This is a genomic window from Bradyrhizobium zhengyangense (genome assembly GCF_022012555.1).
Taxonomy (GTDB): Bacteria; Pseudomonadota; Alphaproteobacteria; order Rhizobiales; family Xanthobacteraceae; genus Bradyrhizobium; species Bradyrhizobium zhengyangense.
Genome location: NZ_JAKLTZ010000004.1, coordinates 97,437 through 112,982, shown reverse-complemented (window position 1 = coordinate 112,982; position 15,546 = coordinate 97,437). Strand labels below are relative to the sequence as shown.

Below are 15,546 nucleotides of genomic sequence, written 5' to 3'. Positions count from 1 at the left end.
CATGGTTGTTGTAGTCGGCGATGCCGCCGAGATAGTAGGTGCCGGGCGCGAGGTTGCCCGGAAGCATGACCGACAGGCTCTGATGGTCATAATAGCCGGTCTGGCCGACGCTGGTCAGTGCGCCGGAGCTGACCGTCGTCAGCAGTGTATCGGAGGTGGTGATCGTGGCGTCACTCGACAGGTAAATGCCTGCGGTCGAGGCTCCCGATGGGCCGGCTCCTATATCCATTGCATAGGCATCGACGGTGACGCTGTGGCCTGCCGCGACGGTGGTGTTGGCGACACCGAGATATTCCGAGAGATCAGGCTGGGCTGGCGCGGTGACCGTGATCTTGACGGTGTTGTAGGTGTTGTTGGTTTCGTTGCTCTCACTGACCTGGTTGTTGTAGTCGGCGATGCCGCCGAGATAGTAGGTGCCGGGCGCGAGGTTGCCCGGGAGCATGACCGACAGGGTCTGATGGTCGTAATAGCCGGTCTGGCCGACGCTGGTCAGTGCGCCGGAACTGACTGTCGTCAGCAGTGTATCGGAGGTGGTGATCGTAGCGTCACTCGACAGATAAATGCCTGCGGTCGAGGCTCCCGATGGGCCGGCTCCTATATCCATTGCATAGGCATCGACGGTGACGTTGTTGCCCGCGGCGACGGTGGTGTTGGTGACGCCGAGATATTCCGAGAGGTCAGGCTGGGTTACGGTAGCGGGTATCCATTGACCGAAGTCCGAGCCAGCGGTTAAATCGTGATCAATATGCACGCCTGGAAACGTTGTGGTGTCACCGTTGGCATATTGTTTGATGGTATAGTTTGTGTAGCCCGAAGAACCTGACCAACTCGGAGCGTCCGCCAGCCACTTGCATTGAGCAAGTCCGGCATTATGGATTGTGTCTAGTACGTCCCCACATCCATACACGCCGACGCGGTAAAGCGGATTTCCGCCTGACAGGTCGCTGAATGCTTGAGCTATGCCCTGAAAATAGTTGATGACATCAGGCATGTAGGGGCCCGATGCCGAAGCGTCAGCGTCGATCGCAAAATAAATTGCCGACCCCGACGGTTGATGTAGTACATTGTGGGCATAGTTGTACGCGTTCTGCCCATCAGTGTAACCGTTGCCATTCAGACACGTTGAAAAGTAGCTTGGTATGTTAGCGGCGATGTTGGGGTTGTAGTCCACTCCGTTGCGAAACGTAACTTCGTATACCGAGCATATGTTGAGTCCAGCAGCCAGATCGTTGCTCGCTTCGGCAGCGGTCAGATATTTACTGCTGCTGGTTCCAAGATAGTTGATTACGAAGCTAAAACCTGCCTGAACAATTTGCGTTGGTGTGAGCGCCGATGCGTCGCTAAAATCGATTCCCTGCTGCGAGCCACCGCCCCCGCCGATAATCCCGTTGTCGGTAACGCTGATGCTGTCGTTGCCGGTGAGGCTTGTAGGGTTCGAGCCGCCCGCGCTGATCGCAAAATAGTATGTGCCCGACAAAGTTGGGGTATAGCTGAAGCTCGCCGCATGATTGGCACCCCCGTCGACAACAGACGTGACGAGATTATTTCCGGTCGTGTCGCGCAAATCGATGGCGACGTCATTTAAGCTGCCAGACGTACCTTGTGCTGAGAAGTTGTAGCTGTGCCCAGCTGTCAGATTGACCTTGTACCAGTCGTGGTCGAAGGACGCGTTTGCGCTTCCGCTCATCGGCACCGCATCAATGGCGCCTGTCGTTGTCCCGCCAACTGTCAGGACGCCGATCGTCGCGGTGGTGTCGAGAAGCGTGTCGGTGGATGGCGCGCCATTGTCTGTGACGCTGATGCTGTCGTTGCCTGTGAGGCTTGCCGGGTTCGAGCCACCCGCGCTGATCGCAAGATAGTATGTGCCAGACGAAGTTGGCGTGTAGCTGACGCTCGCCGCATGATTGACGCCTCCGTCGACAACAGACGTGACAAGATTATTTCCGGTCGTGTCGCGCAAGTCGATGGCGACGTCGTTCAAGGTGCCGGACGTTCCTTGGGCCGAAAAGCTGTAGCTATGCCCCGCCGTCAAAGTGACTTTATACCAGTCGTGGTCAAACGAGGTATTTGCGCTTCCGCTCATGGGCACCGCATCAATGGTGCCTGTCGTTGTCCCGCCAACTGTCAGAACGCCGATCGTCGCGATGGTGTCGAGAAGCGTGTCGGTCGATGGCGTGCGATTGTCGGTGACGCTGATGCTGTCGTTGCCTGTGAGGCTTGCCGGGTTCGATCCACCTGCACTGATTGCGAAATAGTATGTGCCAGACAAGCTCGGCGTGTAGTTGAATCTAGCGGTACCGTTCACACCACCATCGATCACAGAGGTGACAAAATTACTGCCGCCTGTGTCGCGTAAATCGATGGCGACGTCGTTCAAGGTGCCGGACGTTCCTTGGGCCGAGAAACTGTAGCTGTGCCCAGCGGTCAATGTAACTTTGTACCAGTCGTGATCGAACGAGGTGTTTGCGCTTCCGCTCATTGGCACGGCATCAATGGTGCCGGTCGTTGCTCCGCCGACTGTCAGAACGCCGATCGTCGCGGTGGTGTCGAGAAGCGTGTCAGACATTGGAAATATCCTAAAACATTGGTCAACCAATCAATCTGGCGCAAAATTGGATATTTCAAACTAGGCATTCGCTGCACGCGCAGCAGCAATAGCCTCAGCCTCGAACTCAAAATCGAGGCATGAAGCACTTTCCATTTCAATACAACTAAGCAGAGAGGAACCGTATCCTTCAACCCAGATGGAATCAAGGGGAGGCAGCTGGTCAAGTCTGGCCTAGTTTGCCGTTATAAAAATGCCCTCCCACAAGGGGAGAGGACGCAGTCACGCCCATCGCGTTTCTGGGCCAGCAAAAGCCAGCTATACAATCCTTCAATACCTGCTCCTGCCAGACGGTCAGAGCCCTCGCGCGCGAACGTCGCTAGCGTGCTGCTCGAATTTCACGGAGACGTCTGGTGCATAGCCCTAAGCCCAATTCGAAGCCCAATCCCGACATCGACTGGCCGAGCGAACTCTATCGCATCCTCAAAGCCGCCGACGTCAAGCAGATGTCCTACGTGCCTGACGCTGGCCACAGCCAGCTGATCCGGCTGTTCTCCGCCGACGCCGACGTCAACACCAACGTGCTGACGACCGAGGAAGAGGGTATAGCCATTGCCGCGGGCGCCTGGCTCGGCGGTCAGCGCAGCGTGCTGCTGATGCAGTCGAGCGGGGTCGGCAATTGCATCAACATGCTGTCGCTGTCTGCGATCGGCCGCTTTCCGCTGCTGATGCTGGTGACGATGCGCGGCGAGTGGGCCGAGTTCAATCCCTGGCAGGTGCCGATGAGCCGGGCCACGCAGCCGTCGCTGGAAGCGATCGGGCTGAAGGTGATGCGGGCGGAGACGGCGGACGATCTGGTCGAGACTGTCGAATCCGCGGCAGCGCTCGCGTATGAGTCCGATCAGCAGATCGCGGTGCTGATCGGGCAGCGCCTGATCGGCATGAAGAAGTGGTGAGTGCAATGACCGTTGAGTCCCAACTCGATCGCCGCGCCGCCGTCGCGGCCCTGCTGAAAGATCGCGGCGATTTGCTGGTCGTCTCCGGCTTGGGCTCGCCAACCTACGATCTGCATGCAACTGGCGACCGCGACGACAATTTTTATCTCTGGGGCGCCATGGGCGGTGCTGCGCTGATCGGTCTTGGTCTTGCGCAGGCGCAGCGAGGCAAGCGCGTGCTCGCGCTCACCGGTGACGGCGAGCAGCTGATGGGCCTCGGCGGCATCGCCACCATCGGCGTCGCGCAGCCGCGCAATCTCGACATCGTCGTGATCGACAACCAGCATTTTGGCGAGACCGGGATGCAGGCGAGCCATACCGGCCGCGGTGTCGATCTCACTGCCATCGCCACGGCCTGCGGCTTTGCGGCCACCGCGACGGTGCGGACGCTCGAGGAGGTGCAGCGCCTCGCGGGACAAATCGCCGAGCCGGCCGCTGGCCCGCGGCTGTTTGTCATCAAGGTCAGGGCCGAAAATCCGCCGCGCTCGCTGCCCTCGCGCGATGCCGTCTTTATCAAGAACCGGTTCCGTGCTCATCTCGGCTTCGCGGCGGCTTGAACCGGAGTCCACTTCGGGATAGCTCGCTGCGTTAAGCAGCTATCCTGGAGTGAGACCCATGAAACTATCCGGCAAGGTCGCCGTCATCACCGGCGCAGCGCGCGGCATCGGCAAGGCCTGCGCAAAGCGGTTTCTCGACGACGGCGTCAAGGTGGTCATCTCGGACGTCGATACGGACGCGCTCGAGAAGACGGTCAACGAGCTGGGCAAGCCCAAGGATCTCTACGCCGTGCCGTGTCACGTCGCGCGGCGCGCTGACGTGGATCGTGCCGTCGCGACTGCGGTCCGCGAATTCGGCCGGCTCGACATCATGGTCAACAATGCCGGCGTCGCGCGCAACCGGGACATCCTCGAAATTACCGAAGCGGAATTCGACGAGATCATCGGCATCAATCTGAAGGGCGCGTTCTTCGGCGTGCAGGCCGCGGCCAAGCAGATGATCGCGCAGGGCGGCGGCGGGGTCATCATCAACATGTCCTCGGTGAATGCGCTGCTGGCGATCCCGGCGCTTGCGACCTACGCCATGTCCAAGGGCGGCATGAAGCAGCTGACGTCGGTCGCGGCCGTCGCGCTCGCCCCGCACAACATCCGCGTCGTCGCAGTCGGCCCCGGCACGATTTTGACCGACATGGTGGCGTCGTCGATCTACACCTCGGAGGATGCGCGCAAGACGGTGATGTCGCGTACGCCCGCGGGGCGCGGTGGCGAGCCGAGCGAGGTCGCCTCCGTCGTCGCGTTCCTCGCCAGCGACGATGCGTCCTACATCACCGGACAGACCATCTATCCGGATGGTGGCCGGTTGATCCTGAACTATACGGTGCCGGTGAAGGACAAGTAGGAGCGGAGGAGGTCATCACACACCCGCTGTCATCGCCCGCGAAGGCGGGCGATCCAGTACGCCGAGACAGCAGCGATAGAATCGATAGGACGCGGCGTGCTGGATGCCCCGCCTGCGCGGGGCATGACACCTGTTGTGAGGGAGGCAACTTGCCTATCACTCCGCCGCAACCGTCATCCCGTAACCCAGCCGCTTCGAGATGCCGCCGGCACAATCCCGCAAGGCATGGGCGATGGGGCTGTCCCAGCGCGCGTCGAACGTGCCTTCCGGCCCCATCGCGGTGATCACAAGCGCGACGTGGCCGGCATGATCGAACACTGGTGCGGAGAACGCGTTGACGCCGGGCAGGGGATCGCCGAGCGCGCGGGCGAGGCCGTGCTTGCGGACCTCCGTGAGCATCTCGGCGATCTTGGCGCCTTTCACCGGGCGCTTCGGATTGTAGCCGACGCCCTGACGGTCAAGCCCGCTTTCGAGCGCGGCGTTGATGGTCTTCTCCGGCAGAAACGCTGCAAAGGCACGCCCCGTGGCGGTTTCCAGCAGCGCCATCACCGAGCCGGCGCGCATCACGATGTGGACGGGCTGGCCGGGCTCTTCCAGCTGCACTACGGTCGGGCCGTGCGTGCCCCACACCGCGAGCGAGACGGCGTGTCCGATCTGGCTCGCGAGCGCGGCGATCTTCGGCTGCGCGATGCGGACGCCGGAGAGGCGGCGCAGACTGATCAGGCCGAGCTCCAGCGCGAGCGCGCCGATCTCGTAGCGGCCGGTAGTCTCGTCCTGTTCGATCAGCCCGATGCGGGAGAAGCTAGCGAGATATGGATGCGCCTTGGCCGGTGTCATGCCGGCCTCGCGCGCGAGATCGCGCAGCATCATCGGCTCGCCGGTTTTGGCGAGCGCACGGAGCAATTCTCCGCCGACCTCGATCGACTGGATGCCGCGGCTTTCTTTCTTCATGCGCCTCCGATGCGCTGGGATTACGCCGCGTCGCGCTTGGCGGCGCTAGCGGCGAGATGACGGCCGGCAATGTAGCCGAAGGTCAGCGCCGGCCCAAGCGTGATGCCGGCGCCGGGATAATTGCCGCCCATGATGCTCGCCATGTCGTTGCCGGCGGCATAGAGTCCGGGAATCACTCGCCCCTCGGCGTCGAGCGCCCGGGCGTTCTCGTCGGTGACGATGCCGGCATAGGTGCCGAGATCGCCGATCACCATCTTGATGGCATAGAATGGGCCGTTCTCGATCGGCGCGATGCAAGGGTTGGGGCCATGCATGGCGTCGCCCTGATAGCGGTTATAGGCCTTCGATCCCTTGCCGAAGGCGGCGTCGTGACCCAGCGGCGCCGTCGCATTGAATTGCTTGACGGTCTCCGCGAACGCCTTGGCGTCGATACCGGCCTTCGCCGCCAGCGCCTCCAGCGTGTCGCCGCGCATGAGATAGCCGCTCGCAAGGTGATGGCCGAGCGGCATCGGGAACGGCGGCACGCAGCCGAGGCCGTATTTGCGCAACGTCCGGTGATCGCAGACGAGATAGGCCGCGATCTCCTCGCCGGGCTTGGCGGCCTTGATCATGGCCTGGACGAAATCGTGATAGGAATTGCCTTCATTGGCAAAGCGCTTACCGTCACGCATCACGGCGATCACGCCCGGCTTGGCGCGATCGATGAAATGCGGCATCACGCCCTTCGAGCCGTCCTTGCGCGTGGTCAGCGACACCGGCACCCAGGCCGCCGCGTTCGGCAGGCGATCCTCGATGTGGCCCCCGGCACCCTCGGCGAGGCGCAGGCCATCGCCGGTGTTGCCGGTTGGGCCGGGCGAGAAATGCTCAGCGCCGGTCGGTGCATGCGGAAACATCTTCTTGCGCCGCTCAACGTCGTGCGGAAAGCCACCGCAGGCAAGCACGACGCCTTGTCTTGCGCGGACGCGCACGTCTCGGCCTTCGCGCGTGACGATCGCACCGGTGACTGCGCCGTTCTCGACCGTCAGCTCGCGCACCGGCGAGGACAGCCACATCGGGATCTTCAGATCCTGCGCGGATTTGGCGAGGCGACCGGCCAGCGCATTGCCGTTGGTGAGCGTCATGCCGCGGCCGTAGCGGAGCACATCCATCAGATGCCGCGACAGGCGCTTGGCGACATAGACCGCCGAAGTCAGCGACTTCGTCACGCGCATGAAATGGATGATCTCCTTGCCTGACCCCAGCATCATGCCGAACACGGTAAGTTCGGGCAGGGGCATGCCGAGCGTCTTGATGAGATCACCGAGCTCGCGGCCGTCGAACGGGCGCGTCACCATGGAGCGGCCGCCCTGCGCGCCGCCGGGCGCCTCGGCATGATAGTCCGGGAACACGAGCGGCATGTCGAAGCGCAGCGCCGTGTTGGTGGTGAAGAAATCGACGGCCTCGGGACCAGCGCTGAGGAACGCCTCCACGCGTGCCGCGTCAAAATTGTTGCCGGCTTCGTGCCGCAAGTAAGTGCGCGCCTGGTCCGGCGCCTCCTCGATACCGTAAGCCTTCGCCAGCGACGTGCCGGGGATCCAGAGCCAGCCGCCGGAGCGCGCGGTAGTGCCGCCGAAGCGCGGCTCCTTCTCGACCATCAGCACGTCGAGACCGCGATACCTCGCGGTGATCGCGGCCGACATGCCGGAGCAGCCCGATCCGGCCACGAGCACGTCGCACTCGTAGGTTTCGCTTGCGCTATGCTCGTTGCCGGCCATGTCTCACCTCACTTCTTCAGCAGCGGACATTTGGATTCGGAGACCGGGCGATAGGCGTCCTCGCCCTTCACCGTCTTGATGATGTCCAGATAATCCCAGGGTTCCTTGGACTGCTCGGGCGACTTCACCCTGGCGAGGTACATGTCGCGGATGACGCGGCCGTCCTCGCGCAACTTGCCGCCATGGACGAAGGTATCCTCGATCGGCAGCTCGCGCATCTTGGCCATCACCTTGGCGGGATCATCGGTGCCGGCGGCCTTGATGGCCTTGAGATAATGCAGCACCGAGCCGTAGACGCCGGTGTGGATCATGGTCGGCATCACGTTGGTGCGCGAAAAGAACTTCTTCGACCAGGCGCGGGTCTGCTCGTCCATGTTCCAGTACGACGCCGTGGTCATGTAGGTGCCCTGCGCGGACTTGAGCCCGATCGCGTGCACGTCGGTGTCGAACATCAGGAGACCGACGAGCTTCTGGCCGCCTTGCACCAGGCCGAACTCGCCGGACTGCTTGATGGCGTTGTCGGTGTCCTGGCCGGCGTTGGCGAAAGCGACGACGTCTGCCTTGGAGCTCTGTGCCTGCAGTGCAAACGACGAAAAATCCGCGGTGTTGGTCGGATGCTTGACGCCGCCCAGCACCTTGCCGCCCATCTCGTTGATGAAGCGCGTGGCGTCCTTCTCGAGCTGCTGGCCGAAGGCGTAGTCCGCGGTGATGAAGTACCAGGATTTGCCGCCTTCCTTGATCACGGCGGACGCCGTCACCTTGGACAGCGCGTAGGTGTCGTAGGTGAAATGCACGGTGTTCGGGCTGCACAGCTCGTCAGTCAGCGAGCTCGCGCCGGGCCCGGAGAGCAGCGCGATCTTGTTGCGCTCGCGCACCATGTTGTGCACGGCGATGGCGATGCCGGAATTGGGGATGTCGACGACGGCATCGACCTTGCTGTTGTCGAACCAGCCGCGCACGATATTGACGCCGACGTCGGTCTTCATCTGGTGGTCGGCGCTGATGATCTCGATCGGCTTGCCGAGCACGGTCGGCCCGAACTCCTCCACCGCCATCTTGGCGGCCTCCACCGAGCCCGGCCCGGAATTGTCGCGGCCCCAGCTCGACAGATCCGTCAGCACGCCGATCCGGACCACGTCGTCGGAGACTTGCGCGCTTGCGACGGTGGTCATGGCAGCCGACATCGTGGCCGCGAGCATGGCGCAGGCCAAAAGCCCTCTCATCGAAGTTTCCTCTCTTTTTGGGCCGCTTGGCGCGACCGTTTGTTCTGGCAGCAGATTAGATATTAGCTAATAGGTTTGTCAATAATGAATTGAGGCGCAACCTGGGGTTCCGGGGTCGCGCGACGACATCCGCAAGACGTGTGCGCAACTGTCCCAACACCGTCATTGCGAGCGCAGCGAAGCAATCCAGAATGTTTCCGCGGAGAAACTCTGGATTGCTTCGTCGCATCAGCGCAAAATTGCTGCGCAATTTTGTCGCGAGCTCCTCGCAATGACGGGCGTGGGAGGAGCAGCGCCAAAATCTCGCATGGTGATCTTGGGGAGAAGTGGCACTCCCGCAAGTTGCAACCACATCCGTGATTGGCCATGATGCCCACTGGAATAAGGGGCGGATGGCATGACGGCAGCGACAGGAGTCTCCGGCACAACGGAGCGATCGACGACGGCGCATGTGGTGTGGGCCAGTGCGCTTGGTACGGCGATCGAGTGGTACGACTTCCTGATCTACGGCACCGCGGCCGCGCTCGTGCTCAACAAGCTGTTCTTCCCGAGCTTCGACCCCTTCGTGGGCACGCTCGCGGCCTTCTCGACCTACGCGGTCGGCTTCGTCGCGCGGCCGATCGGCGGCGCCATCATCGGACATTATGGCGACCGGCTCGGTCGCAAAAGGATGCTGGTCGCGACCATGATCGCGATGGGGCTCGGCACCTTCCTGATCGGCTGCCTGCCGACCTATGGCCAGATCGGCGTCTGGGCGCCGATCCTGCTCGTCGTCCTGCGCTTCATCCAGGGCATCGGTCTTGGCGGCGAATGGAGCGGCGCGGTCGTCATGGTGGCCGAGCACGCCGGTAACAGGCGCGGCTTCTACGGCAGCCTGGTGCAAATAGGCTTTCCCGTCGGCGTCGCCGCGTCCACCGGCATCTTCGGACTGATGACGCAACTACCTGAAGCCGACTTTCTCAGTTGGGGCTGGCGCGTGCCGTTCTGGATCAGCATTTTGCTGGTCGGCATCGGCTTCATCGTGCGTCTCAGGCTCGCGGAGACGCCGCACTTCAAGGAGGTCGTCGAGCGCAAGGAGGTTCTGGCGCAGCCGGCGTGGGAAGTGCTGCGGAGCGACTGGCGCAGCTTTCTGCTGGCGATCGGCATCACGGTGTCGGAAGTGGGGCTCGCTTATCTCCTCACCGTCTTCGTCGTGGTCTATGCCACGGCCAAGCTCGGCGTCCCGCGCCAGGTGATCCTGAATGCGGTGGTCTATGCCGCGGTCGTCGAATTCGCGACGCTGCCGCTCGCCGGCTGGCTCTCCGACATTTTCGGCCGCAAGCCGCTGTATCTTGCCGGCGGCGTGTTCACGGTGGCGCTGGCGTTTCCCCTGTTCTGGTTCCTCGATACCAGGGAGCCGGCGCTGATCACGCTCGCGCTCGTCGTCACCATGACGCTGACGCATGCGCTGCTGTTCGGGCCGAAGGCGGCATTCATGCCGGAGCTGTTCCGCACCCAGGTGCGCTACAGCGGCGCTTCGCTCGGGGCCAATGTCGCGGCTGCGCTCAGCGGTGGCTTCTCGCCGTTGATCGCAACCGCATTGCTCGCCTGGGCCGGTACGTACTGGCCGGTGTCGCTCTACATCATCGCGCTCTCGGTCATCACCATCGTCGCGACCTTGATGACGCCGGAGACGGCGCGCGACACGCTGAGGTCGTGAGCCGTCAGAAGCATGCGGCGTTCGCGGCGGCGGGAATCACGAGGAACGTGATAGTTTCCGGCGCAAGACGGACCGAGCCAGCCGCCATCGGGCGATCGATGAGATTCGGCATCTTGCCGCTGGCCGTGAGCGCGAGCGTGTGGCCGTTCAATTGCACTGTCGGGGCCTGTAGCCGGGTCGAGCCGAGCGTGTAACGACTCGAGGGAAGCGGCACAGCGAGCGAGTGCGAGGCGTCATGCGAGATGTTGATCGCGAGCAGCGTGACCGCGCCGTGAAGTGCCGGATGGCAATGGGCGTAGACGTGGAAACCGGACGCGGCGGCTACACTCGCGTCGAGTACTGTCGTACCCATCAGCCGGTGCCAGAGCAGCGCGCCCCAGTAATTCGGGCGAGGGCGGAAGGTCTTCTCGTCGAGCAGGCCGTAGTCGCTTGCGGCGAGCGTGTTGTGCATCACCGCCTGCACGCCCGCCCTAGACAGGCGTCCGAGCTGGTCGAGATAGCGGAACGTGTCGAGAAACGTCTTGTCCCAGCGGTTGCCGCCACAGGCCGCGTCCGCGGTCTCCGTCAGCCAGATCGGTTTGCCGGGCTCGAATTCGTCGCGCAAGTCCCGGTAGATTGCGAGCGTCGCGTCGGTGCGGGCGAGCCATTCCTCGGACAGTACTTGCGATGGATCATCGCGGCCGCCGCAGCGCGGCGAGACTGCGTTGTAGTGATGATAGGAGAAGCGGTCGAGACCGGGGCCGGAGGCGGCGAGCAGGTCGCGTGTGGTGATGCCCGGCCCGGACGGTGACGCCACATCGCCGGCCGAGCTGGGACCGACAATCAGAGTCTCCGGCGCAGCGCGACTCATCCAGTCGCGAAACACCCCGAAGTCGCGGCCATAGCCGTTCGCATCGTATCCTGCTGGTGCGCCATTGCTGGCGGAAAGCGTCGGCTCGTTCATGAATTCGGCAGCGGCGATGCGGCCACCCAACGCGCGCGTGACATCAATGAGGTGCTGCGCCTGGTCCGGCCTCCACAGGCCATTGGCGTCGCGGCTGCCGGAGCTGATCGCGAAGGAGGTGAGGATCTCCGCATCGACCGCGCGCGCGAAGTCGATGACGCCGCGCCATTGGTCGCGGCTGAGCACGGAGTCGAAACCCGGCGGCGGTTTGCGCGGCGCATCGGCAAAGAACGTGGTGTTGGCCCAGGTACCGCTCACGCGCAGATAAGCGGGCGATAATGCTGCTGCCAGCCTGCGCAGGCGTGCATTGGCAAGATCGATCGGCGCTCTTTCGCTATAGCGATCTCGTTCGTCGAAGGCGCGTCGCGTTCGCGCATAGGGTTTCCAGAACCGTCCGCCCGTCACTTCCACCATCTCGACGTTGTAGGATTGAAAGCGCGCATCGACCGTGCCGATCGCCTTCATGTCCGTCGGCGCGATGGAGAGATCGCCAGCGCCGGCCGCGCGCGGCGTGACAGCAATGAATAGCGCCATCATCGCCGCAACGAGCGCGTGCATGTGGTCGCATGTTTGAAGCCATCGCCTTGTATGCACGTCCTGACGCCTTCTTATGCGCGCTGCCAAAAGCGAATGCAGCCGGCAGAACCATTAGCCGCGTTTATGTGGCGAATTTTTACTTCCAATTTTACTTCGCAAAATCCCGACCCTAGCCTCGCACGTATGGATCACATCCGCAGCCGATCAATGGCGATCGGTGCGAGCGTTCATCGTAACCAACGAGGGTTGCCATGTCTGATGAGACGAAGGGGACATTCACTTCCGATCCGGCGGGAACGGCGGCGAAGCCTGTGAAAAAGCTGAGCCGGCGCACGCTGTTAAAGGGTGCGGCCGCCGTCGCGGGCGCGGCCGCAGGGTCGGATGCGATCCGCGGATTCCCGACCATCTGGGCGCAGGAGATCAAGGACATCGAGCTCCGCCATGTCGGCGTGTCCTATTCGGTGGTGAAGGCGATCGGCGACCAGGCCGCCAAGGATCTCGGCTTCAAGGTGACGATGCAGAACCTCGACACCTCGGCCGCCATCAACCGCTTCATAAGCCAGCCTAATACGGTCGACATTGCCGACCTGGAGGGCTGGCAGGCCAAGCTCGCTGCCAAGCGCTCCGTGATCCAGGGCATCGAGGTCAAGAAGATCAAGGAGTTCGACAATATCCTGCCGATCTTCACCAAGGGCGAGATCGACGGCCACAAGATTCCGCGCCAGGGCATCTCGCCCTATGAGGCCATGTACATCGCCAAGCCTGATGCGACCGATCTGAACGACGGCGTCACCGAATGGGCGACCTTCCTGCCGCAGGTCTACAACGCCGATTCCATCGGCTATCGGCCCGATCTCGTCGGCCATGAAGTGACCGAGTGGAAGGACCTGATCGATCCCAAGTTCAAGGGCAAGGCCGCGATCCTCGACGTGCCCGCGATCGGCATCATGGACGCGGCGCTCTGCTTCGAGAGTGCCGGACTGATCAAATACGGCAACAAGGGCAACATGACCAAGGAGGAGATCGACTTCACCTGCAACAAGCTGATCGAGCTGAAGAAGGAAGGCCAGTTCCGCGCGACCTGGACCACCTTCGACCAGTCGGTGCAGCTGATGGCCGCAGGCGAAGTTGTGATCCAGTCGATGTGGTCGCCGGCGGTCGCCGCGGTGCGCGTCAAGGAGATCCCCTGCGTCTACGCGCCCGTCAATGTCAAGAACGGCAAGGAAGGCTATCGCGGCTGGTGCAACGGCATGGGCCTGATGAAGCACCTCTCCGGCAAGAAACTCGACGCTGCCTACGAATATCTCAACTGGTACCTTTCCGGCTGGCAGGGCGGCTTTGTCGCGCGCTACGGCTATTACAGCCCGGTGCCGTCGACCGCGAAGAAATTCCTCACCCCGGCCGAATGGGCGTTCTGGTACGAGGGCCAGCCCGCGCCGGAGGTGGTCAATGATCCCTACGGCGTGCCGATGGAGAAGGCCGGCACCAAGCGTGACGGCGGCTCGTTCCTCGACCGCGTCAAGAACATCTCGTGCTGGAACACGCTGATGGATGAGGCCGCCTACATGAACAAGCGCTGGAACGACTTCAAGGTGGCCTAAAACCTGCTTTTCCCTGACGTCAAGAGGCGCCGGCGCCGTCACGCGCCGGTGCCGATAAGACCGACTTCGAGGCCATTGCTGATATGCAGCCCAGTCCAAGTCCACAATTAGGTTCCTCGCGCTCCAATCTCGCCGGCTGGCTTTACGTCTCGCCGCTGGTTCTGGTGCTCGTGCCATTCTTCGTGGCGCCGATCCTGGTCGTGCTGACCGCGAGCTTCTTTGCCACCGATGGTTTTGGCGGATTGACGCCCGGCTTCACGCCGGCAAGTTATATCGAGGTGCTGCATTCGGCGCTGACGCTGAAGCTGTATCTGGCGACCATCAAGTTCACCGTGCTGACTTGGATCTTCACGCTGATCATCGGCTTCTTCGTCGCCTATTTCCTGGTGTTTCACGTCCGCAACCAGCTGCTGGCGATCGGCCTGTTCCTGCTGTGCACCGTGCCGTTCTGGACCTCGAACATCATCAGAATGATTTCCTGGATCCCGCTGCTGGGCAAGGAAGGCCTGATCAACCAGGCGCTGCTCGCCATGGGCGTGATCCATCAGCCGCTGGAAATTCTGCTGTTCTCCGACCTCGCCGTGGTCATCGCCTATGTCCACCAGCTCACGATCTTCATGATCGTGCCGATCTTCAATTCCATGGCGCGGATCGACAAGAAGTTGATCGAGGCCGCGATCGATGCCGGTGCCAGCCGTTTCGACATCATGCGCCTGATCGTGGTGCCGATGTCCAAGAGCGGCATCGCGCTCGGCACCATCTTCGTGGTCTCGATCGTGATGGGCGACTTCTTCGTGGTCAAGGTGATGTCCGGCGGCGGCTCGGCCTCGGTGGTGAGCGCCTTCTACGAGGACGTCGGTGTGCTGCAATATCCGACCGCGGCGGCCAGCGCCGTGCTGCTGACGCTGGTGCTGGTCGCAATCGTCTCGCTGATCCTGCGCACCGTCGATATCAGGCAGGAGATCACGCAATGAGCGCGGTGCTCGCTGACATGCCCAAAACCGAAACCTCCAAGACGGGGGCGCCTGCATCGACCAAGGCGATCGCGCCAAGCAAAGGTAGCCGTCCCTGGACGTTCTACGTGCTGGCAACGCTGTTCGCGGCCTACGTGATCGCGCTCTACGGTCCGATGTTCTGCATCTACATCCTGTCGTTCCAGGACATCCGCGGTGGCCTCGTGTTCCCGATGAAGGGACAATCGCTGCATTGGTTCGTCGATCTCTTCACCCAGGTGCGGACCGGCGACGTCAAGGGCTCGTTCGACCGTTCGATCAAGTTGGCCGTCATCGTCACCATCATCACCGTCGTGGTCTCGTTCCTGGCCGGGCTCGGCTTCCGCAAGCGCTTCCGCGGTGACACCGTCGTCTTCTACATGATGATCGGCAGCCTGGTGGCGCCCGGCCTCGTGCTCGGCCTCGGCACGGGCCTGTTGTTCCAGGCACTCGGGCTCAATGCGAGCTGGTACACCTCGGCGCTCGGCGCGCAGCTGTCCTGGACGCTGCCGTTCGGCGTGCTGGTCATGTTCGCGGTGATGTCGCGCTTCAATCATGTCTGGGAGGAAGCGGCCTATGATCTGGGTGCCAGCCGCTGGCAGTCGATCTGGTTGGTGATGATCCCGGTTCTGGCGCCAGGCCTCGTCGCGGTTGCGCTGTTCGGATTCACGCTCTCCTACGACGAATTCGCACGCAGCCTCCAGACGGCGGGCTCGCTGAACACGCTGCCGCTGGAGATCTGGAGCATGACGCTGAACGTCACCTCGCCCTCGCTCTACGCGCTGGGCACGGTGACTACCGTCGTCTCCTTCGTCGTCATCGGCGCAAGCCTCGGCACCATCGTGCTGATTCAGAAGAAGCGCGGCAGCCAGGCCAAGGGTTGAGCAAGGGTTGAGCAAGGGTTGACTGGA

Annotated in this window: 12 protein-coding genes; 7 read left to right on the top strand and 5 right to left on the bottom strand. The window is 62.5% G+C overall.

Annotation, left to right across the window (positions count from 1 at the left end):
• Positions 1-2,566: glycoside hydrolase domain-containing protein (locus tag L6639_RS16045; RefSeq protein WP_237862679.1), on the bottom strand; the 2,566-nt coding region annotated here is incomplete at its 3' end.
• Between the two features lie 392 nt (positions 2,567-2,958).
• Here L6639_RS16045 and L6639_RS16040 point away from each other — a divergent pair.
• Genes L6639_RS16040 through L6639_RS16030 form a run of 3 tightly spaced genes read left to right on the top strand, consistent with a single transcriptional unit; the run spans position 2,959 to position 4,935 of the window.
• On the top strand, positions 2,959-3,501 hold the full coding sequence (locus L6639_RS16040) for a thiamine pyrophosphate-binding protein (protein WP_237862678.1): 543 nt from the start codon (positions 2,959-2,961) through the stop codon (positions 3,499-3,501).
• A 5-nt stretch (positions 3,502-3,506) separates the two neighbouring features.
• Positions 3,507-4,097 carry a thiamine pyrophosphate-dependent enzyme gene (locus tag L6639_RS16035; protein WP_237862677.1) on the top strand — a complete coding sequence of 197 codons (591 nt, stop codon included), beginning with the start codon at positions 3,507-3,509 and terminating at the stop codon, positions 4,095-4,097.
• 58 nt (positions 4,098-4,155) lie between these two features.
• Positions 4,156-4,935, top strand: coding sequence for an SDR family NAD(P)-dependent oxidoreductase (locus L6639_RS16030; protein WP_237862676.1), 780 nt, complete (start codon positions 4,156-4,158; stop codon positions 4,933-4,935).
• A 156-nt stretch (positions 4,936-5,091) separates the two neighbouring features.
• Here L6639_RS16030 and L6639_RS16025 read toward each other — a convergent pair whose 3' ends face one another.
• From L6639_RS16025 to L6639_RS16015, 3 genes are read right to left on the bottom strand one after another with little or no spacing between them, the layout of a single operon-like run.
• Entirely contained in the window at positions 5,092-5,886 is a 795-nt protein-coding gene (locus L6639_RS16025) for an IclR family transcriptional regulator (protein ID WP_237862675.1), read from the bottom strand.
• Between the two features lie 20 nt (positions 5,887-5,906).
• The gene (locus L6639_RS16020) at positions 5,907-7,640 is read right to left on the bottom strand and encodes an FAD-dependent oxidoreductase (protein WP_237862674.1); all 1,734 of its coding nucleotides are present in this window, start codon (positions 7,638-7,640) and stop codon (positions 5,907-5,909) included.
• A gap of 8 nt (positions 7,641-7,648) precedes the next feature.
• Entirely contained in the window at positions 7,649-8,863 is a 1,215-nt protein-coding gene (locus L6639_RS16015) for an ABC transporter substrate-binding protein (protein WP_237862673.1), read from the bottom strand.
• Between the two features lie 397 nt (positions 8,864-9,260).
• On the opposite strand from L6639_RS16015, the gene L6639_RS16010 reads away from it, so the two are divergent.
• Entirely contained in the window at positions 9,261-10,562 is a 1,302-nt protein-coding gene (locus tag L6639_RS16010) for an MFS transporter (RefSeq protein ID WP_237862672.1), read from the top strand.
• A 4-nt stretch (positions 10,563-10,566) separates the two neighbouring features.
• Here the strand turns inward: L6639_RS16010 and L6639_RS16005 are convergent, their stop codons facing one another.
• Positions 10,567-12,063 carry a glycosyl hydrolase family 79 N-terminal domain-containing protein gene (locus L6639_RS16005; protein ID WP_237862671.1) on the bottom strand — a complete coding sequence of 499 codons (1,497 nt, stop codon included), beginning with the start codon at positions 12,061-12,063 and terminating at the stop codon, positions 10,567-10,569.
• A gap of 230 nt (positions 12,064-12,293) precedes the next feature.
• Between L6639_RS16005 and L6639_RS16000 the strand changes: the two genes are divergently transcribed.
• The 3 genes from L6639_RS16000 (at position 12,294) to L6639_RS15990 (ending at position 15,519) form a co-directional block, all read left to right on the top strand.
• Positions 12,294-13,643 carry an ABC transporter substrate-binding protein gene (locus tag L6639_RS16000; protein WP_237862670.1) on the top strand — a complete coding sequence of 450 codons (1,350 nt, stop codon included), beginning with the start codon at positions 12,294-12,296 and terminating at the stop codon, positions 13,641-13,643.
• 83 nt (positions 13,644-13,726) lie between these two features.
• Positions 13,727-14,617, top strand: coding sequence for an ABC transporter permease (locus L6639_RS15995; protein ID WP_237862669.1), 891 nt, complete (start codon positions 13,727-13,729; stop codon positions 14,615-14,617).
• Positions 14,614-15,519, top strand: coding sequence for an ABC transporter permease (locus L6639_RS15990; protein ID WP_237862668.1), 906 nt, complete (start codon positions 14,614-14,616; stop codon positions 15,517-15,519). Before L6639_RS15995 ends, L6639_RS15990 begins: the two co-directional genes overlap by 4 nt.
• Positions 15,520-15,546: the final 27 nt, after the last annotated feature.

Excerpts from the sequence above, each read along its gene's own strand:
- L6639_RS16035 (WP_237862677.1), top strand. The coding sequence starts at position 3,507 with ATGACCGTTGAGTCCCAACTCGATCGCCGCGCCGCCGTCGCGGCCCTG.
- L6639_RS16030 (WP_237862676.1), top strand. The coding sequence starts at position 4,156 with ATGAAACTATCCGGCAAGGTCGCCGTCATCACCGGCGCAGCGCGCGGC.
- L6639_RS16025 (WP_237862675.1), bottom strand. The coding sequence starts at position 5,886 with ATGAAGAAAGAAAGCCGCGGCATCCAGTCGATCGAGGTCGGCGGAGAA.
- L6639_RS16020 (WP_237862674.1), bottom strand. The coding sequence starts at position 7,640 with ATGGCCGGCAACGAGCATAGCGCAAGCGAAACCTACGAGTGCGACGTG.
- L6639_RS16015 (WP_237862673.1), bottom strand. The coding sequence starts at position 8,863 with ATGAGAGGGCTTTTGGCCTGCGCCATGCTCGCGGCCACGATGTCGGCT.
- L6639_RS16010 (WP_237862672.1), top strand. The coding sequence starts at position 9,261 with ATGACGGCAGCGACAGGAGTCTCCGGCACAACGGAGCGATCGACGACG.
- L6639_RS16005 (WP_237862671.1), bottom strand. The coding sequence starts at position 12,063 with ATGCACGCGCTCGTTGCGGCGATGATGGCGCTATTCATTGCTGTCACG.
- L6639_RS16000 (WP_237862670.1), top strand. The coding sequence starts at position 12,294 with ATGTCTGATGAGACGAAGGGGACATTCACTTCCGATCCGGCGGGAACG.
- L6639_RS15995 (WP_237862669.1), top strand. The coding sequence starts at position 13,727 with ATGCAGCCCAGTCCAAGTCCACAATTAGGTTCCTCGCGCTCCAATCTC.
- L6639_RS15990 (WP_237862668.1), top strand. The coding sequence starts at position 14,614 with ATGAGCGCGGTGCTCGCTGACATGCCCAAAACCGAAACCTCCAAGACG.